The sequence below is a fragment of the Streptomyces sp. HUAS CB01 genome (assembly GCF_030406905.1).
Taxonomy (GTDB): domain Bacteria; phylum Actinomycetota; class Actinomycetes; order Streptomycetales; family Streptomycetaceae; genus Streptomyces; species Streptomyces chengbuensis.
Map to the genome: position 1 here is coordinate 4,349,587 of NZ_CP129137.1, position 23,545 is coordinate 4,373,131.

19 protein-coding genes are annotated in these 23,545 nt (G+C 73.2%); 9 read left to right on the forward strand and 10 right to left on the reverse strand.

Annotation, left to right across the window (positions count from 1 at the left end):
• Positions 1 to 62: 62 nt before the first annotated feature.
• From QRN89_RS19280 to QRN89_RS19290, 3 genes are all read right to left on the reverse strand, one after another.
• Complete coding sequence (locus tag QRN89_RS19280; protein ID WP_290350658.1) at positions 63 to 2,081, reverse strand: AfsR/SARP family transcriptional regulator; 2,019 nt, start codon at positions 2,079 to 2,081, stop codon at positions 63 to 65.
• Entirely contained in the window at positions 2,069 to 2,275 is a 207-nt protein-coding gene (locus QRN89_RS19285) for a hypothetical protein (protein WP_290350659.1), read from the reverse strand. The genes QRN89_RS19280 and QRN89_RS19285 overlap by 13 nt, the downstream gene beginning before the upstream one ends.
• A 302-nt stretch (positions 2,276 to 2,577) precedes the next feature.
• The gene (locus tag QRN89_RS19290; protein WP_290350660.1) at positions 2,578 to 2,901 is read right to left on the reverse strand and encodes a hypothetical protein; all 324 of its coding nucleotides are present in this window, start codon (positions 2,899 to 2,901) and stop codon (positions 2,578 to 2,580) included.
• Between the two features lie 218 nt (positions 2,902 to 3,119).
• Here QRN89_RS19290 and QRN89_RS19295 point away from each other — a divergent pair, with 218 nt between their 5' ends.
• On the forward strand, positions 3,120 to 4,115 hold the full coding sequence (locus QRN89_RS19295) for a TrmB family transcriptional regulator (RefSeq protein ID WP_290350661.1): 996 nt from the start codon (positions 3,120 to 3,122) through the stop codon (positions 4,113 to 4,115).
• Positions 4,116 to 4,202: 87 nt separating this feature from the next.
• On the opposite strand, the gene QRN89_RS19300 is transcribed toward QRN89_RS19295, so the two are convergent.
• Positions 4,203 to 5,183, reverse strand: a complete 981-nt coding sequence (locus tag QRN89_RS19300) for a UDP-glucuronic acid decarboxylase family protein (RefSeq protein ID WP_290350662.1) — start codon at positions 5,181 to 5,183, stop codon at positions 4,203 to 4,205.
• 325 nt (positions 5,184 to 5,508) lie between these two features.
• Here QRN89_RS19300 and QRN89_RS19305 point away from each other — a divergent pair, with 325 nt between their 5' ends.
• The 6 genes from QRN89_RS19305 to QRN89_RS19330 are packed head-to-tail and all read left to right on the forward strand — an operon-like array spanning position 5,509 to position 13,151.
• Positions 5,509 to 6,264 (forward strand): HalD/BesD family halogenase, encoded by a 756-nt coding sequence (locus tag QRN89_RS19305; protein ID WP_290350663.1) that lies wholly within the window; start codon positions 5,509 to 5,511, stop codon positions 6,262 to 6,264.
• A gap of 44 nt (positions 6,265 to 6,308) precedes the next feature.
• Entirely contained in the window at positions 6,309 to 7,298 is a 990-nt protein-coding gene (locus QRN89_RS19310; protein ID WP_290350664.1) for a glycosyltransferase family 2 protein, read from the forward strand.
• Positions 7,295 to 8,566 (forward strand): ATP-grasp domain-containing protein, encoded by a 1,272-nt coding sequence (locus QRN89_RS19315; RefSeq protein ID WP_290350665.1) that lies wholly within the window; start codon positions 7,295 to 7,297, stop codon positions 8,564 to 8,566. The genes QRN89_RS19310 and QRN89_RS19315 overlap by 4 nt, the downstream gene beginning before the upstream one ends.
• Complete coding sequence (locus QRN89_RS19320) at positions 8,563 to 9,231, forward strand: hypothetical protein (RefSeq protein ID WP_290350666.1); 669 nt, start codon at positions 8,563 to 8,565, stop codon at positions 9,229 to 9,231. The genes QRN89_RS19315 and QRN89_RS19320 overlap by 4 nt, the downstream gene beginning before the upstream one ends.
• Positions 9,232 to 9,261: 30 nt before the next feature.
• Entirely contained in the window at positions 9,262 to 10,569 is a 1,308-nt protein-coding gene (locus QRN89_RS19325; protein WP_290350667.1) for a phenylacetate--CoA ligase family protein, read from the forward strand.
• Positions 10,566 to 13,151, forward strand: a complete 2,586-nt coding sequence (locus tag QRN89_RS19330; RefSeq protein WP_290350668.1) for an NAD-dependent epimerase/dehydratase family protein — start codon at positions 10,566 to 10,568, stop codon at positions 13,149 to 13,151. Before QRN89_RS19325 ends, QRN89_RS19330 begins: the two co-directional genes overlap by 4 nt.
• A 141-nt stretch (positions 13,152 to 13,292) precedes the next feature.
• Here QRN89_RS19330 and QRN89_RS19335 read toward each other — a convergent pair whose 3' ends face one another.
• The 6 genes from QRN89_RS19335 to QRN89_RS19360 form a co-directional block, all read right to left on the reverse strand.
• A complete protein-coding gene (locus tag QRN89_RS19335; protein WP_290350669.1) occupies positions 13,293 to 14,594 on the reverse strand; it encodes a phenylacetate--CoA ligase family protein in 1,302 nt (433 codons plus the stop codon).
• Positions 14,591 to 15,328 (reverse strand): hypothetical protein, encoded by a 738-nt coding sequence (locus tag QRN89_RS19340; protein WP_290350670.1) that lies wholly within the window; start codon positions 15,326 to 15,328, stop codon positions 14,591 to 14,593. Before QRN89_RS19340 ends, QRN89_RS19335 begins: the two co-directional genes overlap by 4 nt.
• 1 nt (position 15,329) lies before the next feature.
• A complete protein-coding gene (locus QRN89_RS19345) occupies positions 15,330 to 15,692 on the reverse strand; it encodes a YybH family protein (protein ID WP_290350671.1) in 363 nt (120 codons plus the stop codon).
• A 65-nt stretch (positions 15,693 to 15,757) separates the two neighbouring features.
• Positions 15,758 to 16,750 (reverse strand): hypothetical protein, encoded by a 993-nt coding sequence (locus QRN89_RS19350; protein WP_290350672.1) that lies wholly within the window; start codon positions 16,748 to 16,750, stop codon positions 15,758 to 15,760.
• Positions 16,740 to 18,377, reverse strand: coding sequence for a nucleotidyl transferase family protein (locus tag QRN89_RS19355; protein WP_290350673.1), 1,638 nt, complete (start codon positions 18,375 to 18,377; stop codon positions 16,740 to 16,742). Before QRN89_RS19355 ends, QRN89_RS19350 begins: the two co-directional genes overlap by 11 nt.
• A gap of 101 nt (positions 18,378 to 18,478) precedes the next feature.
• Positions 18,479 to 19,087: a response regulator transcription factor gene (locus QRN89_RS19360; RefSeq protein WP_290350674.1), complete on the reverse strand. Its 609-nt coding sequence runs from the start codon at positions 19,085 to 19,087 to the stop codon at positions 18,479 to 18,481.
• A 188-nt stretch (positions 19,088 to 19,275) separates the two neighbouring features.
• Here QRN89_RS19360 and QRN89_RS19365 point away from each other — a divergent pair, with 188 nt between their 5' ends.
• Both QRN89_RS19365 and QRN89_RS19370 read left to right on the forward strand, forming a co-directional pair.
• Complete coding sequence (locus QRN89_RS19365) at positions 19,276 to 20,061, forward strand: sensor histidine kinase (protein WP_290350675.1); 786 nt, start codon at positions 19,276 to 19,278, stop codon at positions 20,059 to 20,061.
• Positions 20,062 to 20,247: 186 nt separating this feature from the next.
• Positions 20,248 to 23,517, forward strand: coding sequence for an AfsR/SARP family transcriptional regulator (locus QRN89_RS19370; RefSeq protein ID WP_290350676.1), 3,270 nt, complete (start codon positions 20,248 to 20,250; stop codon positions 23,515 to 23,517).
• Positions 23,518 to 23,545 lie beyond the last annotated feature (28 nt).

The window sequence follows — 23,545 nt, forward strand, 5'->3', positions numbered from 1 at the left end:
GAGCGGACCTGCCTCGTTTCTCTGGTGTCGGGGGTGCTTCCACGGGCTTTCCGGGCCGGCCGTCAGGCCGTGTCGCCCGTTCTGGTCAGTGCCCAGGAGGAGCGCACCGGCAACACGCGGGGGACGGCGCCTTCCTCCTCCGCCAGCATGCCGCCGGCGAACAGCCGGACCAGCGGGTGCATCCGGTACGCGTGTCCGCCGTGCCCGCGGACCACGTCGGTCCAGTGGCCGGCGGCCAGGTCGGCGAGCAGTTCCTCGGCCTCCTCGACACCGGTGCCCAGGGCGCGGGCGGCCGTGCCGGCCGGTACCGGCTGCGGGCCGAGCGCCGAATGGAACCGCAGGGCCCGGCGGGCGGCGGGCTCCAGCCGGCGGTACGCCTCCAGCAGGCGGTCGCGCAACGACAGGTCCGAGAAGGCCAGTTCGGCCAGGGTCCGGTCGGGGTCGGCGAGCCGGCCGGCGTGCCGGGACAGCGGCCAGTGCGGCCGGGCCGCGGCCTTCGAGCCAGCGATGCGCAGGGCGAGGGGCAGCCCGGCGCAGACGTGGACCACGGCCGCGGCGGAGGCGGGTTCGGCGCCCGTCCGGGAGCGGCCCGCCAGCTTCTCGAACAGGTCCCGCGACTCGGGCGGCGAGAGCGGCGCCAGGACCGTTCGGCTCACTCCCTCCAGCGCGTACAGTCCCGAGCGGCTGGTGATCAGCACCGCGCACCCGTCGGTGACGGGCAGCAGCGGACGCAGTCGGCGTTCGTCGGCAGCGTCGTCGAGCACCAGCAGCAGACGCCGGTCCGCGGTCCGGGTGCGCCAGGTGCGGACGCGCTCGTCGAGGGTGCCCGGGATCCGGTGCGCCGGCACGCCGACCAGTCGCAGAAGTTCGCCCAGGGCGTCCGCAGGGTCCAGCGGCTCGGGGCCGGAGCCGCGCAGGTCGAGGTGGATCTGCCCGTCCGGGTAGGAGCGCTTGACGCGGTGCGCCGTGTGGAGGGCGACGGCCGTCTTGCCGATGCCGGGCAGGCCGGTCACCACATGGACGGCCTGGTCGGGGCGGCGCGGACGGCGGCCGGTCAGCGCCGTGCCCAGCCGCATCACTTCCTGGGCCCGCCCCGTGAAGTCGGCCGGTGCGGGCGGCAGTTCGGCGGGCCGGAGCGGGCGCTCCGGGCGCCGCGTCAGGGGCGTGGCCGCCCCCGGCGCCGCCGTGGCCACCGCCCGCGGCGTGACGGCGACCGGCTCTCGTGCCGCCGGTGCCACGGCGGGCGCGGGCGGTACGGACGCCTCCGGTGCGGTGCCCCGGGAGCCGCGCGGAGAGCGCGGCAGCAGGGACGGATGTCCGGTCAGCAACGCCTGGTGCAGACGGCGGAGTTCGGCCGAGGGCTCCAGACCGAGTTCGTCGGCGAGCGTGGCCCTGGCCGCCCGGTAGGCGGCGAGCGCGTCCGCCTGCCGCCCCGCCCGGTACAGCGCCGTCATCAGCTGACCGCGCAGGCCCTCGCGCAGCGGGTCGGTGGCGATGAGCGCGATGAGTTCGGGGATGAGCTCGGCGTGCCGTCCCAGCTCCAGATCGGCGTCGATACGGCGTTCCAGGGTGACGAGGCGCTCCTCCTCCAGCCGGTCGCGCTCGACGTCGGCGAGCGGGTCGCAGACACCGCCCAGCGCCGCGCCCCGCCAGACGGCGAGGGCGCGGCGCAGTTCACCGGCGGCGGTCGCCGGGTCGCCGGCGGCCAGTGCCTCGGCGCCCCGCGCGGCCCGCTCCTGGAACTCCAGCAGGTCGACGCGTACGCCGTGGTCCGGCAGCCCGATGAGGTAGCCGGGGCGGCGGCGCTCCACGTCGACGTCGGGGCCCAGCAGCCGGCGGACGCGGGAGGCGTACGTGTGGAGCTGGGCCGTGCAGGTGGAGGGCGGGCGGTCGTCCCAGAGCAGAGCCGCCAGCCGGGTGTCGCTGACGACGCGGCCCCGGGCGAGGAGCAGCGCGGCGAGTACGGTGCGGGGCTTGGGCCCGCCGAGTTTGACCGGGGCGCCGCCGCGATGGGCCTCGACCGGGCCGAGCAGGTTCAGATGCAGGGTCTCCGTGGAGGCCGACGCGGTCACGGGCCCCATATGTTGCCGTTCTTCGCCTGGTGGGCGGGCTTGCCGTGCGGGCCGCCGGCCACGGTCACGGCGCCGCGCTCCGGGGACGCCCCGTGGGCGCCGGCGGCAGCCGCTCCGGCCACCGTCCCGGGTCCCAGGAGGACGGCGGCGAGCGCGGCCGCCGCGAGCGCCGTCTTGTGCTGGGCACTGAGGAAAGTCTGCATGGTCCCCCCTGGACACATCGGCTGAGCAGATCGGTCCCGGTACGCAGGCCGGTCGTGCCGGCCTGGTTTGCGCGCCTTTCCCCGTCGATCGGCGCTCTGTCCCGGTGGGACCACTCTGCTCGGGGACGGCGGCCTTGCCCAGAGGTTTCTCGTGTCAGGGACCTGCAATGGCAGCACGAGGACACGTCCGCCGGCCCGGGCCCCGTGCCGGAGCGGGCCGGCGGCAGGGCTCGCCGTCCGTGACGGCCAGCGGTCTCCACCGGGCTGTCGTGGGGCCCTCCGGGGGCCGTGCCCGTCGGCGGTCAGCCGTCCAGGCCCAGCAGTTCCACCAGCAGGGTCAGCGGCATCGCCGAGAGCCTTCGGAACCGCAGGCCCCCGGTCGTGCAGCGCCCCAGCACCGTGTCGGCGGCACGCTCCGACTCGGTGAGCGTGAGATGGGAGAGGAAGAGCACGACGTCGAGGGACGGCGCCGCCTCCCGGGGCGGCGCTCCGGCGGACGGCGGCCCCGGCTGGACGTAGATGTGCTCCACCCCGTCGCCGGGACGGGCCGCCTGCGACAGCAGGGCCCGCACATCGGCGGGGGAGAGGCGAGTGGTGGATTCCAGCCGGATGTCTACGAGATACACGGTCGCCCCGCCGCGCCGGCCCGGACCGCTGTCCGGGTCACCGAGGCGCTGTTGTTTCCGGGACCTGCGACGGGAGTAACAACCGTGTCCCCGGGGCCCGAAACGCTGCCGTCCGGAATCGGCCATCGCGTAGAGTGTGCGGCCGCATCCGCGTCCGTGACCACGCGCGCGGAAGTGATGTGCGGTGCGACCCACCGCCGCCCTGGGGGAGGGGAACCATGCTCGGTCGATTGGGGATCGGCCCGGATGAGGAAGCGGTATACCGCGCCATGCTCAAGGACGGCCCGGGGGCCGTTTCCGGTCTCGCGGAGGCCTTGGGATGGCCCGAGGCACGTGCGCGCTCGGCCCTGGACCGGCTGGCCGCACTGTCCCTCGTGCGGCCGTCGGCGGACGGCGGCCCGGGCCGCCTCGTCGACCCGGAGCTGGGCCTGACGTCGCTGCTCGCGAGCCAGGAGACCGAACTCCTGGAGCGGGAACGGCAGATCAGGGCGAGCCGGGTCGCGGTGGCCGGGATGCTCGCCGACCTCCGCGCCACCGGCGGGCAGGACGTCACCGAGGTGCAGAAGCTGCGGACCATGGACCAGATCCAGTCGAAGATCGAGCATCTGGCCGAGACCTGTACCAGCGAGATAGCGGCGTTCGTCCCCGGCGGGGGCCAGAGCGAGGAGCACCTGGAGGCCGCCCGGCCGCTGGACACCTCGACCAGCGACCGGGGGGTCCGCCTCCGGTACATCTTCCTCGACAGTTGCCGCAACTCCCCTGCGACCAGGGAGTACGTGGCCTGGCTGGGGGAGCGCGGAGGTCTGGTGCGCACCGTGCCCCGGCTGCCGCTGCGCATGCTCATCTACGACCGCAGCAGGGCGATCGTGCCGATGGACCCGACCGCGGCCGACATGGGGGCACTGGTGCTGGACGGCACCGGCGCGCTGACCGCGCTGCTGGCCCTCTTCGAGCAGACCTGGCAGCAGGCGCAGCCGCTCGGCGAGAGCGCGGCCGAAGCCGTGTCCGGCACCGGCAACCCCCTGACCCCACCGGAGCGGGCCGTGCTCGACCTGCTCACGGAAGGGCTGACGGACGAGGCCATAGCCCGCCAACTGGGCGTTTCCGTACGGACCATACGGCGCGTCACCGCCGACCTGATGCAGCGCCTGGGGGCGCGCAGCCGCTTCGAGGCGGGCGTGCTCGCCACCAGCAAGGGCTGGGTGAACGTGTGACCGCCGGCTTCCCATGACCGCCGAAACCCGACGCACCACGCCTGCCCCCGATCCGGTCGCTCCTTCGCCGAACGGTGCCAGCGGGTTCTACATTTCCTCTGCACCGGCGAGTTGCAGGCCCTCCAGACCGGCGGCCGACCGGGTCCGGAACCAGTCGATCGTCGCGGTCAGTCCGCGCTCCGTCGTGAACCGCGCCGTCCAGCCGAGCCCTTCGCGCGCCTTCGTGGTGTCGGGCCGGCGGATCGACGGATCGTCCGTGGGGCGCGGCACGTGCACGATGCCGGAGGCGGACCCGGTGAGCTCCCGGATCCACTCGGCGAGCCTGAGGACCGAGATCTCCTCCTGGTTCCCGAGGTTGACGGGCCCCGCCAGGTCCGACTCCGTCATGCGGACGATGCCGTCGATCAGGTCGGGCACGTAGCACAGCGAGCGCGTCTGCGAGCCGTCGCCGGCCACGGTGATCGGCCGCCCGGCGAGTGCCTGCCGGATGAAGGTGGGCACGGCGCGGCCGTCGTGGGCGCGCATCCTCGGCCCGTACGTGTTGAAGATCCGGACGATGCCGGTGTCGACGCCGTGCGTGCGGCGGTACGCCATCGTGATCGCCTCGGCGTACCGCTTGGCCTCGTCGTACACCGAACGCGGCCCCACCGGGTTGACGTTGCCCCAGTAGGACTCCGGCTGGGGGTGCACCAGTGGGTCGCCGTACGTCTCCGAGGTGGAGGCGAGAACGAACCGCGCGCCCTTCGCCCGGGCCAGGTCCAGCAGGTGCCGGGTGCCCTCGGAGCCCACCCGCAGGGTCTCCAGCGGCAGTTCGAGGTAGTCGACCGGAGAGGCGGGGGAGGCCAGGTTCAGCACGGCGTCGACCGGGCCCTCGATCGCCGGCGGTCCCGCCGTGACATCGGCCTCCACCAGCCGGAACGCGTCGCCGACGAGATGAGCCACGTTCTCGGGGGACCCGGTGACGAAATTGTCGACGCAGAAGACCCGCCAGCCGTCCGCGAGCAGCCGTTCGCACAGATGCGAGCCGAGAAAACCCGCACCGCCGGCCACAACCGCTGTTCTCGTCATCGTTTGTTTTCCTCCCTGGAATCGCACGGCACATCCGTGGCGGAGTTCCATGAGTCCCCCGCTTCTTTTGGGATTTGACCGCAACGGACCGGCTCCTGCAAGCGTGTGTATTTCACCGGCAAGGGGCTCGTGATTTCCTCACGGGACATGTGAGATCTTCACGCCCGGCCACGTGGTGGCTTCCTCACCCGTAATCGGTGAAGCCGGCACTACCGGACCGCGGGGGCGATCGGAAGAATCGAGGCGTCAACAGCGGAGAGCGGGCCGGCGCCGAGTCGCCGGGATTCCGGGAATTCCGCGTCTTCTATTCGAGGGGACGGCCACTGTGTCGCAGAACAGCATCACCGCCGAGAATGTGGAAGAGCTGATCGCGAAGAACATCGCGGAGCGGTTCGCCGACGACCACGAGGTGCTCGGGCTCTCCCAGCACTTCCGCCGCGAGGGCTACGTCAAGCTCCCCGGCCTGGTCTCCGCGGACGTCTTCGCCGCGGTCGCCCAGGAGACCCACGAGCTGATCGACACCCACCAGAAGCGCATCGACATCCGGCTCAAGGAGACCGGTGACTCCCCGCGCTACATGTCCACGGTCGGCCAGAAGTCCATCGCCACGGACGGCTCGCTGATCCCCGCCGTGTACGAGTCGCCGGCACTGAAGGGCTTCCTGTCCCGCCTGGCCAAGGAGGAGGTCATGGGCTGCCCGTGGGACGAGGAGAAGTACATCATCACCCGCCAGCACCAGAAGGGTGACACCCACGGCTGGCACTGGGGCGACTTCAGCTTCACCGTCATCTGGCTGATCGAGGCCCCGTCGCTGGAGTACGGCGGCATGCTGCAGTGCGTTCCGCACACGGACTGGAACAAGGACGACCCGCGCGTCGAGGAGTACCTGCAGAAGCACCCGATCCGCAGCTACGGCCACGCCAAGGGCGACCTCTACTTCCTGCGTTCGGACACCACGCTGCACCGCACGGTCCCGCTGAACGCCGACAAGACCCGCATCATCCTCAACACCTGCTGGGCCAGCCGCGCTGACCAGCAGAAGGCGACCACGCACGAGACCATGAACGCGATGTTCGACTGACCCGGACCGGGCGCGAACAGAAAAGGCGACGGACGATGGCCAGGATGCCTGCCACGCTTTCGATCACCGCGATGGTGCCCTGTTTCAACGAGGAGGAATGCATAGAGCAGGCATACCTGCGCATCAAGGAGGAGGTGTACCGGTACGGGGATGCCGAAATCCTCTTCGTCGACGACGGAAGCACGGACGGCACCCTCGGCATCATCAAGCGCATCGCCCGCGACGACCCGCGCGTCAGCTACATCTCGTTCGCCCGCAATTTCGGACTCGAATCGGCCTTCACCGCCGGCTTCTCGTACGCGTCGAAGGAATGGACCGTACAGCTGGACGCCGATCTGCAGTCGCCGCCCGAGGAGCTCCACAAGCTGGTCCGGCGGGCCGTGGAGGAGGACCACGACGCGGTGTTCGCGGTCCGGACCGGCCGGCAGGACCCCTGGTACCGCCGGCTGGGCACGGTCGGTCACCAGGCCATCGCCACCCGGATCCTCGGCATCGAACTGCCGGTCCACGCCTCGGTGTTCCGGGTGGTGCGCACCTCGGTGGCCCGCAAGGTCGCGGAATGCAAGGTCAGCACCCCCTACTTCATCGCGACCCTGCCGCTGATCGGCGCGCGGTACGCCACGGTGCAGACGGCGCACGCGCCGCGCGCCGCCGGACGGGCCAAATGGTCGCTGGGGAAGCTGTTCCGGCACGCCGCCGATCTCTTCGTCGGCTTCTCCTACCGGCCGCTCACCCTCATCTACCTCGCGGCGCTGGGCGCCGCGGCGGCGGCCGTGGCGCTGACCGCGGCCGGCAGCGGGGTACAGCCGCTGGCACTGGCCTCCGTCCTGCTGCACACGGCGGGACTGGGCGCCCTCGCCCTGCTCGCCCGCTACATGGTGCGGGTCATGCGGGGCAGCGCCGGGCTGCCCCGCTACCAGATCCGCGAGGCCAACGTGCCCGTCCGGCCGCAGGACGACCTCTACGCCTACCGAAACGAGTCCACCGGCCGGGCGGCGCCCGCGCCGCTGCTCCAGACAGGGAACCTGCCATGACAAAGCCTCACATCCTCGTGCTGGGCGGAGGCGAGGACCAGCTGCCCGCCTACCACGGGGCGCGCCGCCTCGGGTACGGAGTCGTCGGCGTCGACCAGCGCCCGGACGCCCTCGGCGCGTCCGCCGCCGATCTGTTCCTGTGCATGACCACCCGGGACCCGGAGCGGATCGCCGCCATGGTCGGCCATCTCGAGATCGCCGCGGTGATCTCACCCGCGAGCGACGCCGCCCAGGAGTCGGTGGCCGAACTGAGCCGGCTGCTGGGGACCCCGCACCAGCCCGCGCCGGACGCGGTCCGGGCCTCGGTCGACAAGGGATACTTCCACGAGGTGCTGGAGCGGCTCGGACTGCCCACGTACGCCTACATCCAGTCCGCCGACCCGGTGGAGCTGCGAGTCGCCGCCGCCGCGCTGCCGCTGCCCGTGATCGTGAAGCCGAGCGACTCCTCCGGCAGCAAGGGCGTCCGGGTCGTCGCCGACCAGGCCGCACTGCCCGAGGCCGTCGAGGAGGCCCGCAGGTACTCCTTCTCGGGCGAGGTGATCGTCGAGGAGATGCTGCTCGGCAGGCATCTCTCCGCCGAGGCGTTCCTCCGCGACGCCAGGCTGGCGACCATCGCGGTCACCGAGCGCGGCACCACCGGGGCGCCCCACATGATCACGACCGGTCACACGGTCCCGGCCGAGCTGGCGCCGGCCACGGAGATCGCCCTGCGCTCCATGGTCATGGACATCTGCGGCGCGCTCGGGCACACGGACGGCCCGGTGAACTTCGACTTCGTCGTCGACCGCACCGAGGAGATCCGCTTCATCGAGATGGGCGCCCGGCTCGGCGGCAACGGCATGCCGCTGCTCGTCCGGCACGCGTACGGCATCGACACCTACGAGGCCGCGCTCCGCCTCGCCCTCGGCCTCCCCTTCGAACTGCAGCCACGCCACGACAAGAAGACGGCGCTGCAGATCCTGACCACCGACACCGACGGCGTCCTGCGCACCGTGGAGGGGGCCGACGAGGTCCGCGCACTGCCGCAGACCGCCGAGCTGAGGCTGTTCGCGGGCCCCGGCAGCCGGGTGCGGCGCTACACCCAGGCGGGTCACAAGCTCGGCTACCTGCTGCTGGTCGCCGACACCTACGGCGAGCTCCGGGAGGCGCAGGCCAGGGCGAGGTCCCTGCTCCGCTTCGGCGTGGAGCCCGACGCCCCGCGCAACCCCGCACCCGCCCCGGCGGCCGCGGCCCCCATCCCCACCGATCTGCTTACGGAGAAGCGTTGACCACGCTCCGGCGCCATGCGCCCTTCCTGGTTCTGACCGCGCTCAGCCTCGTCTTCGCCGGCATCGTGTGGTTCGCCATGCCGCACGACCGCGAGGTCAAGAGCCTCGCCATCATGCTGTTCAAGCTGGTGCCCTTCGTCCTCGCCGCCGAGGCGATCGCCCAGCTCGACCCGGAGTGGGCCAAGAAGCTCAGACTGCACCTCGTCGTGCCGCTGTGCTTCCTGCTCTACTTCACCTACTTCGTGCCGAAGATCTTCTTCTACGCGGAGAACCACCCCGAGCTGTACTACTACGTCCTCACGCTCACGCCGTTCCTGATCCTGACCTTCGCCTTCTGCTTCCGGATCGGCGGCGGCGCGGCCCATCTGGTGCGCCGGCTCGCCTACGCGATGCTCCTGCTGATGCTCTCCGGTCTGGAGGACCTCGCGTACCTCACGGTCAACGACCACACCGACCCGCAGTGGCAGACCATCCCCGAGGTGTGGACCTGGGCCTCCCACATGACGGTCCGGCTCGGCCACCCGGCCAGCAAGTACGAGGCGTTCGCGCTGATCATCACGCACGTCGTGCTCGCCCTGTTCGTGCTGCTCGCCCCGACCCGCTGGTTCAGCGCGCTCGGCCGGTTCCTGCCGCGCCGCTCCGCCGTGTCCCGCACCGCCGCCTGACGGCCCCGCCGCCGAAGGGGAGATGACGAGATGTTCCTCCGAGAGGCCTGGTACGTGCCCGTCACGTTCGCCCGGCAGTACGGTTCCCGGCGCTCGCTGCGCCGGCGCCAGCTCTCGCAGCTGAACCGGATGCTGGCGCACGCCAGGGCACGGGTCCCGTACTACCGGGACAGCCCCGACCACCGCACCGGCCCGCTGCGCTCCCTCGCCGAGGTGGCGAAGCTGCCGGTCATCGACAAGGAGGTCCTGCGCAGCCGGCCCCTGGAGGAACTCCTCGCGGACGGGGTGGAGCCGGGTACCGTGCCCACCTTCCGCACCAGCGGCTCCACCGGACGCCGGGTCACCGTCGTCCACGACCAGCACAGCCACGACTACCACATGGCCTCGTGCGTACGCCGGTTCCTGGCCACCGGGCGCTATCTGCCCACGGACCGCCTCTCGCACATCAGGCCGTTCGCGCCGCCCTCGCGCGGCTTCGAGAAGGCCGGACTGTTCCGCCGCCATGTGCTGCTCACCGACCGGCCGATGGAGGAGATCAAGGCCGAACTGCTCGCCGCGCGACCGCAGGTGCTCATCGGGTACCCGGTGCATCTGCGCGCGCTGCTGAGGGCACTGGACCCGGCCGAACTCGCCGCACTGCGCGGCACGCTGAAGCTGGTGATGACGGAGTCCGAACTCCTCGTCCCGGAGCACCGCGCACTGCTGGAGCGGGAGTTCGGTGCGCCCGTGCACGACGAGTACTCGGCGTTCGAGGTGCTCAACATCGCGTACGAGTGCGCGCACCAGCGGGCCCATCTCGCCGAGGACCGGCTGCTCGTGGAGATCCTCGGGCCGGACGGGCGGCCCCTGCCCGACGGGGGCGAGGGGCGGGTCGTGGTGACGGCGTTCATGGAGCGCGCGATGCCGCTGATCCGCTACGACCTCGGCGACGTCGGCCGCATCGACACCGACCCGTGCCCGTGCGGCCGCCGCTTCAGGACCCTGCGGCTGACCGCGGGCCGCGTCAACGACGCGGTGCTGCTGCCCACCGGCCGCCAGCTGTACCCGGACACGTTCCTGCATCTGGCCGCGACGTTCCCCGGCATCGCCGAGTGCAGCGTCGTGCAGGACCGCGAGGGCTCGGTCCGGCTGAACGTCGTCCCGTCCGCGCCGCTCTCCGCCGCCGAATGGGACGGACTGACCGCCGGGGTGCGGGCCCGACTGCTCGCCGTGGCCGGCTGCGACTTCCCCCTGGAGGTCGTCCGGACGGACAGCGTCGAGATCACTGCGGGCGGCAAGGGCCGCTTCGTCACCTCCGAGGCGGTGGTCCCCGGGCCGGCCCGCACCGCACCGGCATGACGGCGCCGTCCGGTGGGCCGGACCGGCGCCCCACCGCCCGGTCGCTGACCTCGCTGCTCGCCGGACGCACCGCCTTCCGGCTGGCGCTGCTCGGGGCCAACGCCGCTCTGCTGGCGAGCTGGGGGGAGGCCGGGTACGAGCCCTACGCCGCGGCGATGGGCACGGCCCAGGTGCTCACCACGCTCACCACGCTCGGGATCGAGAAGTCCGCGCTGAAGCTCGTGCCCAGGGCACGCCGCACAGGGCGCCAGCTCATCACCGTCCTGCTGGTGTCCGCGCTGCTGCTCGCCGGGGCGGCCGTGCTCTGGCTGGGCTGCGCGGCACTGTTCGTACCGGCCGGCGACACGGGCATGCTGAGGCTGCTCGCAGGTCTCTACGCCGCGCTCCTCGGGCTGAACACCGTGCTGGTCGGCCTCTGCCGGGCCCTGGACAGGAACCGTGCCGACGTCCTGAACTTCGCCGCCCTCTCCCTGGTCATCGCCACCGGGGCCGGGGGAGCGGGCCTTCTCGGCTGGGGCCCCACGGCCTTCACCGGCTGGATCCTCGGCGGCACCGCCCTGCTCAACCTGGCCCAGCTGCCGGCCCTGTACCGGGCCGCGGGCCGGCCGGTGCGCCGCGGCATCACCCGTCCCGTGGTGTCCACCTCCGTGCTGATGGCCTGCGGCGACATCGCGGCCGCGGGCACGGTCAGCCTGCTCTTCGCGATGCTCGGCGCCTCCCGGCACCACGAGCAGACCGGCCATCTGTACCTGATGGTCCTCGCCTCGTCCGTGCTGCTGAACGGCTTCGGCTATCTGATGCGGCTCTTCCAGCCGCATGTGTCCCTGACGCTCCGGTCGGTGGACGGCGCCTCGCTGGACCGCCGGGTGGTGCGGCGTCTGCTGCCCGTCGCGGCCACCGGGGCGGTGTGGACCGCGGTGGCCCTGTGGCTGGCACGGTCGGCGGAACAGACCGCGCTCGTCCCTCCGGCGGTCGCCGTCCTGCTGCTGTACGTGCTCTGCGTGCCGCTGTTCTTCGCCGTCGGCAGCCTCAACTACCTGCTGGAGAACGCGACCTCGCGGACCCTGCGGGCCACCGCGGTGAGTGCGCTGGCCGGACTGCTCTGCGCCGTCCTGCTGGGCCTGTTCCTCGTACCGGCGCTGGGCGCGCTCGGCGCGGTGACCGCGCTCGCCTCGGGCGAGGTGGCCCACGCCGTGCTCGCCCGCCTCCTGCTCGGGAGCTCCGTCCGCGGCACCGCGCCCTCCGCGGACGCCCCGGCCGCGCCCCGGACGCCCGGGACGCCTTCGGCGGACGCCCGGACCGCGCCCGACCCGCCCGCCGCGGTGACGACCGAATCCGGAGCCCGCGATGAGCGGACCGCCCCGTGCACCTCAGGGTGCCGCAGATGGTCCCCGCGTCCGTCGGGACGACCGGGTCCGCGCCGCATCCGCCGTAGTGCTCCCGCCGGCCAGGTGCCGGCCCCGTCCACGACCGGACGGCCCCCCGTCCACGTCCGCGGCCGCATCCGACGCGGCCACCCCCGTCAAGGAAATGGAACCGGCATGAACCTCGCCTCACCAGCCCCCGTCTCCCTCGTCACCGGAGGCGCCGGCTTCATCGGATCACATGTGGCGCGCGAACTGCTCGCCGCCGGCCATCGGGTGGTCGTGCTCGACGACCTCAGCGGCGGTGTGCGCGGCAACGTCCCCGAGGGGGCGGAGTTCCGGCACGGCAGCGTCTGCGACCCCGAGGTGGTCGACGCCGTCTTCGCCGCCCACCGCGTCGACTACGTCTTCCACCTCGCCGCGTACGCCGCCGAGGGACTGAGCCACTTCATCAAGCGCTTCAACTACATGAACAACGTGGTCGGCAGCGTCAACCTCATCAACGCGGCCGTCAACGCGGGCACGGTCAAGTGCTTCGTGTTCACCTCGTCGATCGCGGTCTACGGCGCCAACCAGCTGCCGATGAGCGAGGAACTGGTCCCCGCGCCCGAGGACCCGTACGGCATCGCGAAGTTCTCCGTCGAGCAGGAACTCCGGGTCACCCACGAGATGTTCGGCCTGCCGTACATCGTCTTCCGGCCGCACAACGTCTACGGCGAGTACCAGAACATCGGCGACCGCTACCGCAACGTCATCGGCATCTTCATGAACCAGGCGCTGCGCGGTGAGCCCTTCACCGTCTTCGGTGACGGCGAGCAGACGCGCGCCTTCAGCTACATCAAGGACGTGGCGCCCTCCATCGCCCGCTCGGTGGAGATCCCCGAGGCGTACAACGAGGTCTTCAACGTGGGCGGCGACCACGTCTACAGCGTCAACCGCATCGCGGCCGCCGTCTGCGACGCCATGGGGGTGGACCTGCGCGTCAACCACCTGCCGGAGCGCAACGAGGTGCGCGACGCCTACGCCACCCACGAGAAGGCCCGCAAGGTCCTGGGCACCGGGGAGCAGCCCGTCGGCCTCGAGGAGGGCATCGGCCGCATGGCCGCATGGGTCAGGGAGGTCGGCCCGCAGGAGCCCTCGGTGTTCTCCGGCATCGAGGTGGTGCGGAACCTGCCGCCGTCCTGGCGGGCGGCGCTGGAGGAGCGTCGCGCCATCTGAGGGGTGGCCCCGCGCCGGAACGTCGCAGGCCGGGACGGCGTCCTCCGTGCCGTCCGCCGGGTGGCGCCGAGGACGCCGGGCGGTGCCGAGGACGCCGGGCTGGGGGAGGGACGGGCTCGTGACGCCGGTCCCTCCCCCCGCTCAGCCCGCGGTCTTCGAGACCTTCACCAGCCTGACCTTGCCGTTGGACTCCGGCGCGATGGAACGCACCCGTTCGACCGCGACGTCGAAGCCGGGGACCGCCTCCCGCACCGCCTCCGCGATCCGGTCCGTCACCGAGGCGCCGGCACCCGGGGCGAGGACCACTCGGACGGTGACCTGCGCCGGCCGCTCCTGGACGAGCTGCATCCGGGAGACCTCGGGGAAGCCCTGCACCCGGTAGGTGAGGAAGTCGGCGTAGAACTCCCGCCCGTCGTGGCCGCGGAAGCGGTCCTCGCTGCGGCCCTGCACCCGCAGCACCACAGGGGTGCGCCGTCCGCAGCGGCAGCCGGCCGGGCCGACGGTCACCCGGTCGCCCAGCCGGTAGCGGATCAGCGGCATCGCCTCGCTGTGCAGCCGGGTCACGAGGATCTCGCCCTCCGCCTCGCGGGTCCCGTCGGCCGGAACGACGGAGCCGTCGTCCTGCTCCAGTTCCACCACGACGTCCGCTGTCCGCAGGTGCAGCGAGCCGCGGCGGCAGGTACGGGCGATGGTGAACACCTCGACCGACGCGTACACCTCGTCGCAGCGCGCCCCCAGATGGCCGAGGACCAGGGCGCGCGCGGTCGGCGTCAGACGTTCCCCGCCGAACAGCACCCGCCGGGCGCCGCGGTAGCGCACGCCCCGTCGTTCCAGCTCCTCCACCACGGAGGCGATCACATGGGGGAAGCCGACCAGGAAGGTCGGCCGGGCCGCCAGGAACGCCTCGACCTGTTCGTCCAGCGTCCTGCTGGTGTCGATGTGGAACGTGCGGAGCAGGCCGAACCGCTCCAGCGGGTGCCGCAGGAAGGGACTGACCCGGAAGTAGGCCATCCGGTCCCACGGGCGCAGGCCCGTGGCCAGCATGTCGTACAGGTACGACGCCCGCAGATAGCCCAGGTCCCGCTCGGAGTTGCGGATGGTGACCGGGATCCCGGAGGAGCCGCTGGTGGTGCCCGCCTTGGTGTTCGCCGTGGTGAACCCGGCCGCGAGCAGGTCCTCGGCCGGCCGGTCGTGGAACTCGGCGCGGTCCAGCGTCGGCAGCGACGGAAGGTCCTCCGGGCCCCGGAAGGCGGCCGCGGTCTCCGGCGCGATCAGCTCCCGGTAGCGCGGCACGTTCGTCTGCGCGTGCCTCACCAGCCCCACGAGCAGACGCCGCCGCTCGGCGTCCAGACGAGCCGGGTCGGCCCGCTCCAGCCGGTGCGTCCGTACGAGACCGCGGAGCACGGGCACGAGCCGCATGACGGGTGAGACGGACGCGTTCACGGTGTTCTCCCCAGGACCGGTGCGCCGTGCACGGAGCAGCGTCCGGGGGCGAAGGACTCGGCGCCCTCGGGCCGGACGTGGACGAACGTGGGGCGCCGCCGGCGCAGCAGCGTCAGCACCGTGGCCCCGTCGAGCAGCCGGGCATGGACCCGGGACGGGTTGAGGTGCAGTTCCCCGCAGCCGCCGGGGACACCCCCGAGATGGCCGAGCCACGGCTCGTACCAGACCGAACCGGATGCCGGGCGTGTCCGGGCGGCTTCCGCCAGGGTGACGCGTTCCACGGTCACCGGGCCCGCCGCCATGTCCGTGAGCTGCGCGGCGTCGCCGACCACGAGCGCGTCGCCGTCCGGCCCCGGGTGTTCCGTGCCGGAGCGTTCGGCGGCGTACCGTCCCGCGTCCGCCGTGCTCGCCAACAGCACGCGCCAGTCGGCGCCGTACGCCCGCACGGGATCCCGCAGCGAGGGTGAGATCTCGTACACCTTCCGGCCCGCGGGCCGGTGCCCGGCGAGCCGCAGCGCCTCGTGCAGTTCGGCGATGTGCTCGGCGGCCGGGCGGCCGGGGTCGCGCCGCGCCGGCAGCGCCGAGCCGAGGGGCATCAGCAGGTGCCGCCGCAGTTCTGCCTCGTCGCGGGTGAGCGGCGGCAGGGCCCCGGTCGCCGCGTGACGCTCCCGGTAGTGGGGAACCGTGGCGACGGCACGGCGCACGGTCCGCGCGTAGCGCTGTCGGCCGCGCATCTCAGCAGTGGGTGTTCTGGTCGTGGACGAGGAGCCAGTTCCCGTCGGTGCGGGCGAAGACCAGGCTGAGCAGATAGCGCAGCTCGTACGGCTTGCCGTCCTGGTCCAGGTCCCGGTAGTCGACGGAGAGCACCGCGACCGCCGTGTCCTGGTGCACCACGGTGCGGGTCGTCTCGGTCTCCATCGTCCAGTCGGGGTCCCCGAACCAGCCCTGGTGGAAGGCCCGGATGGCGTCGGCGCCCTCCACCGTCTTCCCGTTCGGCAGGATGACCGTCGCCTCGTCGTGGACGGTGGCCATGTAGGCGTCCAGGTCGCGGGTGCGGACGGCCGCGAGGTGCTGGTCGAGCGCGGTGGTGAAGTCCATGGGATCTGCTTTCGTTCGTCGGTGGGGCGTCTGGGGTGGATCGTCGTGGGTGGGGCGAGGACGGATCAGAAGGGGACGGCGACCGCGTGGCGCGGTACCGCCCTGGCGCCGAAGGACTCCTTCAGCTGCCGCATGCCGGGACCGAGCCCGACGGAGGGCACCCCGGTCGTGATCATCCGGTCGATCTCCCTCAGGTACAGGTCGAGATAGAGGTCCCGGCCCCCGTCGGAGCCGGTCACCGTGGTCACCCAGCCGCCCGGCACGTCCAGCACCAGGTCGAAGGACACGGGACGGCCGGAGCTCTTGTCGCGGTGGACGAAGTACGAGGCCCCGGAGGAGCGGTTGAGCCGGTCGAAGTAGGAGGGCAGCAGCGGTACGACGCCGCCCGGGCGGCTCGTGTGCTTCATCCGGGTCAGCTGGTCCAGCCGGCTGGCGTGCACCGGGTCGATCGCCGGGACCGCCGTCTCGACGACGAGGTCCGGGTCGGCGCCGATCCGCTCGTGGAGCGCCGACAGCCTGCGCCGCCGGCCCCGTGGCAGTCCGGCGAAGTACGCGTCCATGCTCGGCCAGCGGTTGTGCAGCAGAGCGTTCGGGGCGGTGGCCCGCCTCAGCCGCAACGGCCCCTCGAGGTGGGCGAGTTCAGGGGACTCGACATCGAGGTGGACGACGCCCAGGCAGCGCGCGCCCAGCCGGCGGCGCACCGCCCGTTCGAAGGCGCGCGTGGCCGCCCTGCGGCCCGCGGTGTCCAGACCGGGGGCGTACAGCCGCCCCGCGCTGAAACTGTTCGGCAGATGGACCTGGAACCAGCCCGGTACGGCCGCACGGCCGGGCGGGCGGAACCGCTGCGCGACCGGTCGGACCCCGAGCCGGCCGCAGAACGCCGCGACCGGTTCGCCCGCGTCCCCGACCAGCCCTGCGAAGAGCGGACGCCGGTTTCCCCAGGCGGCCGCCTCCAGCAGCTCCTCCTCCCACAGCACGCAGGCACGGCCGTTCCGGACGAAGGCGTCCCAGCCGTCGGGCGCCGGCCCGCCGCCGGGTGTGAAGATCTCAGTTCGCACGGCTCGGGGCCTCCTGACGGGCACGGTCGGATCCTGCGGACACACGGGAGCGCAGCGGGCGTTCGCCGCGGTCGCGGTAGGCCGCCAGCGCGTCGGCGAGCGCGGCGGCGCCGAAGACGTCGGTGAGGGTGTCCAGGCGGGGGCCGTGCTCCGTGCCGAACAGCGCCCCGTAGATCTCCCGGAAGTCCTCCCGGGTGCGCTCCGCCCGCGGCGCGCCGGTCCCGGTGTGCTCCCGGAGCTGCGCGATGAGCAGGTCGACCGCCGGACCGGCCGGTGTGTCACCGGTCGCGGCCCAGTAGCGGTCCCGGCCGTACTCCGTGAGCCAGGCGAGCGCGTGGCCGATCCGTTCGTCGAGCAGCGTCCGGTCGGCGCCCGGGTGCAGGGCGAGGAGGTGCCGGCGCGCGGCGTCGGCCGCGCGGCCGTGCGCGTACAGCGCCCCCAGGACCGAGCGCATCCGCGGCAGGGTGCCGTACCCGCCGGGCTCCTCGTCGGTCAGCAGTTCCCAGAGGGTACGGGCCCGCTCGTCCCGCGGTACGGACCGGACGAACCGGTCGAACTCGTCGTACGCGCCCAGGAACACGCCCGCGCCGAAGCCGAGCCGCAGATCGGACAGGCAGTTGCGGCGGGCGTACAGCCACAGCACCAGCGGGACGGGGTGGACGGCGAGGAGGTCGCGCACGTACGGGCCGCCGCCGCGCGATCCGGAGATCTTGCCGTCGCCCCGCTCGCCGCGGACCAGGCCGTACGGGACGATGACCGGCTGCGGGGAGCCGAGATAGCCGTCGTACACCGGCCGGGTCCGGTCCATGGTGCTGCCCGCGCTGCAGTGGTCCTGGCCCGCCGGCTCGCAGTCGATGCGTTCGTGCGCGACGCGCAGCGTCCAGTCCAGCGCCCACGACGGCTTGACGTCCGCCGGGTCGCGGGCGGTCAGTTCGGCACCGCAGGACAGGCACCGGTAGCGCGCGGCACGCTCGTCCAGGCGGTGGATCTCGGTGGTGTTGCGGCCGCACTGGAGGCAGTAGACGGAGAAGAGGTCCCGCCCGTCGTCCTTGCCGAGGAGCGCCGCGAGCCTGCCCGCGTCGCGCTGGTAGCGGCGCTGGATCTCCCGGTACTCACCGGCTCGGTACCGCTCGTACTGGTAGTGCGTCTCCCAGCCGCTGCCGGGCGGCGTCCGTCCGTCGTCGTCGGCCTCCGCGGGCAGGATGCCCATCGCCCGGAGCTCGGTGAGATAGGCACGGCAGATGCGGGTGGCGCGCTCCCGGTGCTCGGCGAGCGGCCGCCCTCCGCAGTCCGCGAGTTCCGGGTCCCGGGCGGCCTGGCTCTCCCGTACGGGGTCGTAGTCGTCGAAGCTGAGGAGGATCGCGGAGCGGCGGCCCATGCGGCGGAGGGCGCGGTGCACCAGGTGGGCGCAGACGGTGTCCCGGAAGTTCCCGATGTGGAAGTAGCCGGTGGGAGACATGCTGGTCTGGATCAGGATGCGGTGCTGCGCGGGGTGGCGGTCGGCGAGCCGGCGCGCGTAGTCCAGGGCCCAGTGCGGCACGCTGCGGTCCTGCGTGTGCAGCCCGCCGGAGCGGGCCTCCTCCCGCGCCTTCGGGTCCTGCTTCGGCGCACGTCGTCTCCTTGGCATGGCAGGAGTACAGCGCCCGCTCCGATAAACGCCCTATACGTCACGACGCATGAACGCCCCCTGTACGTCACGACGCGATCTCCGCACGCCCGCCGGGGCGTTCAGGGCAGCCAGCCGTTCTCCTTCGCCGTGCGCAGGGCGTCGATGCGGTTGCGTGCGCCGAGTTTGTTCACGATCGTCGTGAGGTAGTTGCGGACTGTCCCGACCGACAGGTTCGTGGCGGTGGCGATCTGCGCGGTCTCCGCACCGGCGGCGACGAGCCCCAGCACCTCGATCTCCCGCCTGGTCAGCGGATTGTCCCCGATCTCCCAGGCGGCCATGGCCAGTTCGGGATCGATGACCCGCCTGCCCGCACCCACCCTGCGTACCCCTTCGACGAGTTCCTCCGGCGACGCGTGCTTCGGCAGGAAGCCGCTCACCTGCGCGTCCAGCGCCCGCCACAGCTGCCCGGGCAGCGCGACGCCCGTGAGGATCAGCGTCCGGCAGCCGGGGACCTGGTCCCGCAGCAGGCCGGCGGCGGTGATGCCGTCCATCCCGGGCATGTCGATGTCGAGCACCGCGGTGTCCGCTTCCGTCCGGATCACCGCAGGTACCACCTCGGTACCGCTCGCGACCTGTGCGACCACCTCCATGTCCGGCTCCAGTTCCAGGAGTGCGGCCAGCGCCACCCGGATCATGTGCATGTCCTCGGCCAGCACGATCCTCTGCATGGGTCCCCCCGTTGTCCGTCCGGGCCCCCTGAATGCCGCCGGACCGGTTCCTGTCCGGACGACGGGGCCCTGTGCGACTCCGGTGCCCTGTGTACCACCGTCGAGGGCGCCTCGAGCCGGGCTCGTATAGCGGAGTGATAGCGGGGCCGGTGAAGCTCGGTCCGTACCGGACGCAGAACGGGGGCGACATGACGCAGACACGGCCCGCACCGTCCGCGCAGGCGGTGCCCTGCGCCGGCACCGCCACGCCCGTGCCCGCCGTCGTGGCCGGCACCGCAGGGCGCGCCGGCGCCGTGCCCGCCGTCGTGGCCGACACCGCCCAGCGTCGTGTCGTCGTACGGGAACGGCTGCGCTTCGCCCGCGATCTGCACGACCTGCTCGGGCCGCGGCTCCTGGCGATCACGCTCCAGTGCGAGCTGGCCCTGCGTCTGATGGACCGCACACCGGAATCCGCCCGCAGCCGGCTGGCCGAGGCGCTCTCCGGTATGCGTGAGATCCACGAGGAGGCCCGGCGGGTGGCGCACGGCTACCACTGCCTGTCCCTCGACACGGAGATCGAGTCCGTGCGGAGCCTGCTGGAGTCGGCCGGGGTCCGCACCGAGACGGAACCGCCGGCCGTGCCGCTCCCTCCGCCCCTGCAGACGGTCCTGGCCACGACGGTGCGGGAGGCGGCCGCCAATGTGCTGAGGCACAGCGGCGCCCGCAACTGCCGGGTGGCGGTGGACACGCCCCCGGGCGAGGTGCTGCTGACCGTGTCCAACGACGGGGTCCACGAGCCCGGGCGGCACGGCTCTCCCGCCGAGACCGCCGCGCATTCCGCCACGGCGCCGGGACTGGGACTGCGCAGCCTGGCCGAACGCATCACGGCCGCCGGCGGCACGCTGGCCCACGGCCCGTATCCTTCCGGGCACTACACGGTGGAGGCCCGCTTCCCGCTCCCCGCCGGCTTGCCGGACGGGCCGCGGGCCGCATGACGAAAGCCCCGGTCATCGCAGGTGACCGAGGCTCTCTCTGTCTTCGGATCCGGCGTGGCGGTGACACTCCCCCGAGTGTGGCCATCCACGCCGAGCACCGTCTCACCGGATCCGACGAGGTGATACAACCAGCCTCCACCAACACATCGCTAACATGAGGCCAACGGTCAGCGCAGGAGGAAGGCAATGCGGTTCGGCCTGCTCGGTCCGCCGACCGTGCACGACGCCGCGGGTGAGATCCGCACGACGGGCAGCGCGAAACTCCGCGTACTGCTCGGCACCCTGCTGCTGCGCGCCAATCGCGTCGTACCCACGGATGTGCTGAAGGATGCCCTCTGGGGCGACGAACCCCCTGCCTCGGCCCGGGCTTCGCTGCACAACCACGTGGCCAGACTGCGGCGGCTGCTCGGCGAGGAGGACAGGCTGCGGGCGGTGGCGCCCGGCTATCTGCTGCGTGTGGAACCCGGGGAACTGGACGTCGACACCTTCGAGCGCCACATCGGGACGGCGCGCGCCGCCTACATCCGCGCCGTCACCCGTACGGCGTCCCTCGACGCCCGTCCCGGCGGCCGTGCCGCCCCGAAGGAGGGCCGGGGCCTCGACGGGCCGCCGCAGGCCGGTCCGGTCCCGCGCGGAGCCGGCCCGGGCCCCGCCGGCACGGGCGCACCGGGCGGCCTCGGGGACGGGGCGGGCGCGGGCGGCCGGGCCGGCGCCGACGGCTCGGACGGTGCGGCCGGCGCAGGGGACTCGGACGGTTCGTATGGTTCGGACGGTTCGGGCGGCGGGCGCGAGGACTGGCAGACCGTCCTCGACAGCTCCCGCGCGGCACTCGACCTCTGGCGCGGGGACCCGCTGACCGGGCTGTACGACCCCGAGGACGGCACGCCCGCCATGGTGCGGCGGCTGCGCGAATCATGGCTGCTGCTCCTGGAATGGCGGTACGACGCGTTCCTCCAGCTGGGACGCCCCGACGGCCTCGGCCCCGAACTCACGGCGCTCACCGCGCAGTACCCCCTGCGCGAAGCCTTCCACCGGCAGCTGATGCTGGTGCTCCACCGCACCGGACGGCAGGCCGAGGCACTGGCCGCCTACCAGTCGCTGCGCCGCGGACTCGTCGAGGAACTCGGCATCGAACCGGGGCCCACGGTCCAGCAGGCCCACCGGGAGATCCTGCGGGGCCCGTGGACTCCCGGCGGCGCGCCCGTACCGCCCGGTGCGCGCCCACCGCGCGGCGGGCGCACACCCGCCGACGCGTCCGAGGCCGCCACGTCCCCGCCGGCCGAGGGCTCCCCGGACGGAGAGCCCGTACCGCCCGCCGGGTCCTCCCCGCGGCCCGCCCAGCTCCCGCCCGCCCCCGCGCACTTCACCGGCCGCCAGGCCCTCGTCGCCGACCTGCGCGCCGTGCTCACCCGGCCCGGTCGCGACCGCCCCGCCGTCGCCGTCCTCAGCGGCATGGCCGGAGTGGGAAAGAGCGCCCTCGCGCTCCATGTCGCGCACAGCCTCCGGGAGGACTTCCCCGACGGCCAGCTCCACCTCCACCTCCACGGCGCCACACCCGGCATGACCCCACTGGCACCGTGCCAGTCGCTCACCGCCCTCCTGCTCGACCTCGGCGTCGCGCCGCGCGCCATCCCGGAAAGCCCCGACGCCGCCGCCGCCCTGCTGCGCTCCACCCTGGCCCCGACCCGCACCCTCCTCGTCCTCGACGACGCGGCGTCGGCCGCACAGGTGCGGCCGCTGCTGCCGGCGGGGGCGGGCTGCGCCGTCGTCGTCACCAGCCGCTCCCCGCTGACCGCCCTCGACGGCGCGGCGCGCTTCGCACTCACCCCGCTGAGCCCCCCGGAGAGCGCCGCGCTGCTGCGTGCCGTGTCCGGCCGCGACGGCGCCGGGGCGGACGGCACCGACGACATGGACCGGCTCGCCGAGTTGTGCGGACGGCTGCCGCTCGCCCTGCGGATCGCGGCGGCCCGGCTCGCCGCCCGCCGCGCCCTCACCCCCGCGGCCCTCGCCGGACTCCTCACCGCTCAGGCCGGCCGGCTGGACCACCTGGAGTACGACGACCTCAGCGTCCGCCGCTCCCTCTCCGTGGCGCACGAGGCCCTCGACCCGGACGCCGCGCTCGCGCTGCGCCGGCTGGGCGCCGTCGACCTTCCCGAGTACGACGCGGCGCTGGTCGCGCATCTGATGTCGGCCGACGCCACCGGCCCGCCCTTCGACGAGCGGCGCGCGGTCGCCGCGCTGGAACGGCTCGCCGACGTGGCGCTGCTCGACGAGGTCGCCTACGGGCGCTTCGTCCCCCACGACCTGGTCCGCGACTTCGCGCACGAACTCGCCGTGCGGCTGGACGGCGAGGAGGGGCGGGCGGCGACCGTCGAGCGGGCTCTGCGGTGGTTCGGGGAGTCGGCGCGCCAGGCGGGGCTGGCGCTGGTCCCGGCCCATCTGGCGGGCAACCGCGTCCCGCCCCCGATCGGCGAGGTCCCGCCCTTCCCGGGCGAGGCGGAGGCCCTGGCCTGGGGGGACCGCGAACTGCCCGGCCTGGTGGCCCTCGCCCAGGCGTACGCGCCGAAGTCGCACACCGCGCTGCGCGTCATCCGTGCCGCCTTCCCGTATCTGCAGCGGCGCGGGCGCCTCCAGGAACTCGGCCTGCTCAACGAGGCCGCCCTGGGCGCCGCGCGCGCCGCCGGCGACGGGGAGGCCGAGGCGCACGCGCTCACCGACCTCGCCGCTGTCCACTTCATGCTGGGGCGGAGCGAGCGCTCGCTGGCGCTCAACGACGAGGCCATCGGCCTGTGGCGCGGTCTCGGCGAGGACTGCTGGGTCCAGCGCGGGCTCGCCAACCGCGGCATGTTGCTGGAGCGGCTCGAACGGTACGAGGAGGCCGCCGAGGCCCTGGAGGAGTCACTCGCCTGCGCCCGGCGCCTCGGTGACGACTACGGCGAGGGGATCATCCTCAGCCACCTCGGCAACCTCCACGAGCACACCGACGCACCGCACGCCATCGCCTGCCACGAGCGCAGCCTCGACGTCGGCGTACGGCTCGGCAGCCCGCTGCTGCGCCACACGGCCCACTGCAACATCGGTTACGCCCGTCTCACCCTCGGCCAACCCGGCCTCGCCCTGCGCCACTTCGAGGAGTGCCTGGCCATCGTCGGCGCCGGTGACGAGGGCGACTGGCAGAGCCAGTCCCAGTCGCGCATCGGCCTGGTGCGGGCCCTGCGCGCACTCGGCCGGGGCGGCGCCGCCGTCCGGGAGTGCGCCATCGTGCTGGAACGGGCGGTCTCCCGCGCCGACGGTTTCACCGAGGGACTGGCCCGCCATGAGCACGGACTGCTGCTGCGCGCGGAGGGCCGCATCGACGAGGCCCTCGACGAGTGGCGGCGCGCGTACGCCTGCCTCGACGGCACCGACGCCAAGGTGCTCCCGGAACTGCGCGCGCTTCTGGGCGGGGCCGTCTGAGACCGGGGCCGCCCGGGTTCGGGGCCGA

Bases quoted from the DNA above. Each gene is read 5' to 3' on its own strand.
- QRN89_RS19280 (WP_290350658.1), bottom strand. From the start codon at position 2,081: ATGGGGCCCGTGACCGCGTCGGCCTCCACGGAGACCCTGCATCTGAAC.
- QRN89_RS19285 (WP_290350659.1), bottom strand. From the start codon at position 2,275: ATGCAGACTTTCCTCAGTGCCCAGCACAAGACGGCGCTCGCGGCGGCC.
- QRN89_RS19295 (WP_290350661.1), top strand. From the start codon at position 3,120: ATGCTCGGTCGATTGGGGATCGGCCCGGATGAGGAAGCGGTATACCGC.
- QRN89_RS19300 (WP_290350662.1), bottom strand. From the start codon at position 5,183: ATGACGAGAACAGCGGTTGTGGCCGGCGGTGCGGGTTTTCTCGGCTCG.
- QRN89_RS19310 (WP_290350664.1), top strand. From the start codon at position 6,309: ATGCCTGCCACGCTTTCGATCACCGCGATGGTGCCCTGTTTCAACGAG.
- QRN89_RS19315 (WP_290350665.1), top strand. From the start codon at position 7,295: ATGACAAAGCCTCACATCCTCGTGCTGGGCGGAGGCGAGGACCAGCTG.
- QRN89_RS19325 (WP_290350667.1), top strand. From the start codon at position 9,262: ATGTTCCTCCGAGAGGCCTGGTACGTGCCCGTCACGTTCGCCCGGCAG.
- QRN89_RS19330 (WP_290350668.1), top strand. From the start codon at position 10,566: ATGACGGCGCCGTCCGGTGGGCCGGACCGGCGCCCCACCGCCCGGTCG.
- QRN89_RS19340 (WP_290350670.1), bottom strand. From the start codon at position 15,328: ATGCGCGGCCGACAGCGCTACGCGCGGACCGTGCGCCGTGCCGTCGCC.
- QRN89_RS19345 (WP_290350671.1), bottom strand. From the start codon at position 15,692: ATGGACTTCACCACCGCGCTCGACCAGCACCTCGCGGCCGTCCGCACC.
- QRN89_RS19355 (WP_290350673.1), bottom strand. From the start codon at position 18,377: ATGCCAAGGAGACGACGTGCGCCGAAGCAGGACCCGAAGGCGCGGGAG.
- QRN89_RS19360 (WP_290350674.1), bottom strand. From the start codon at position 19,087: ATGCAGAGGATCGTGCTGGCCGAGGACATGCACATGATCCGGGTGGCG.
- QRN89_RS19365 (WP_290350675.1), top strand. From the start codon at position 19,276: ATGACGCAGACACGGCCCGCACCGTCCGCGCAGGCGGTGCCCTGCGCC.
- QRN89_RS19370 (WP_290350676.1), top strand. From the start codon at position 20,248: ATGCGGTTCGGCCTGCTCGGTCCGCCGACCGTGCACGACGCCGCGGGT.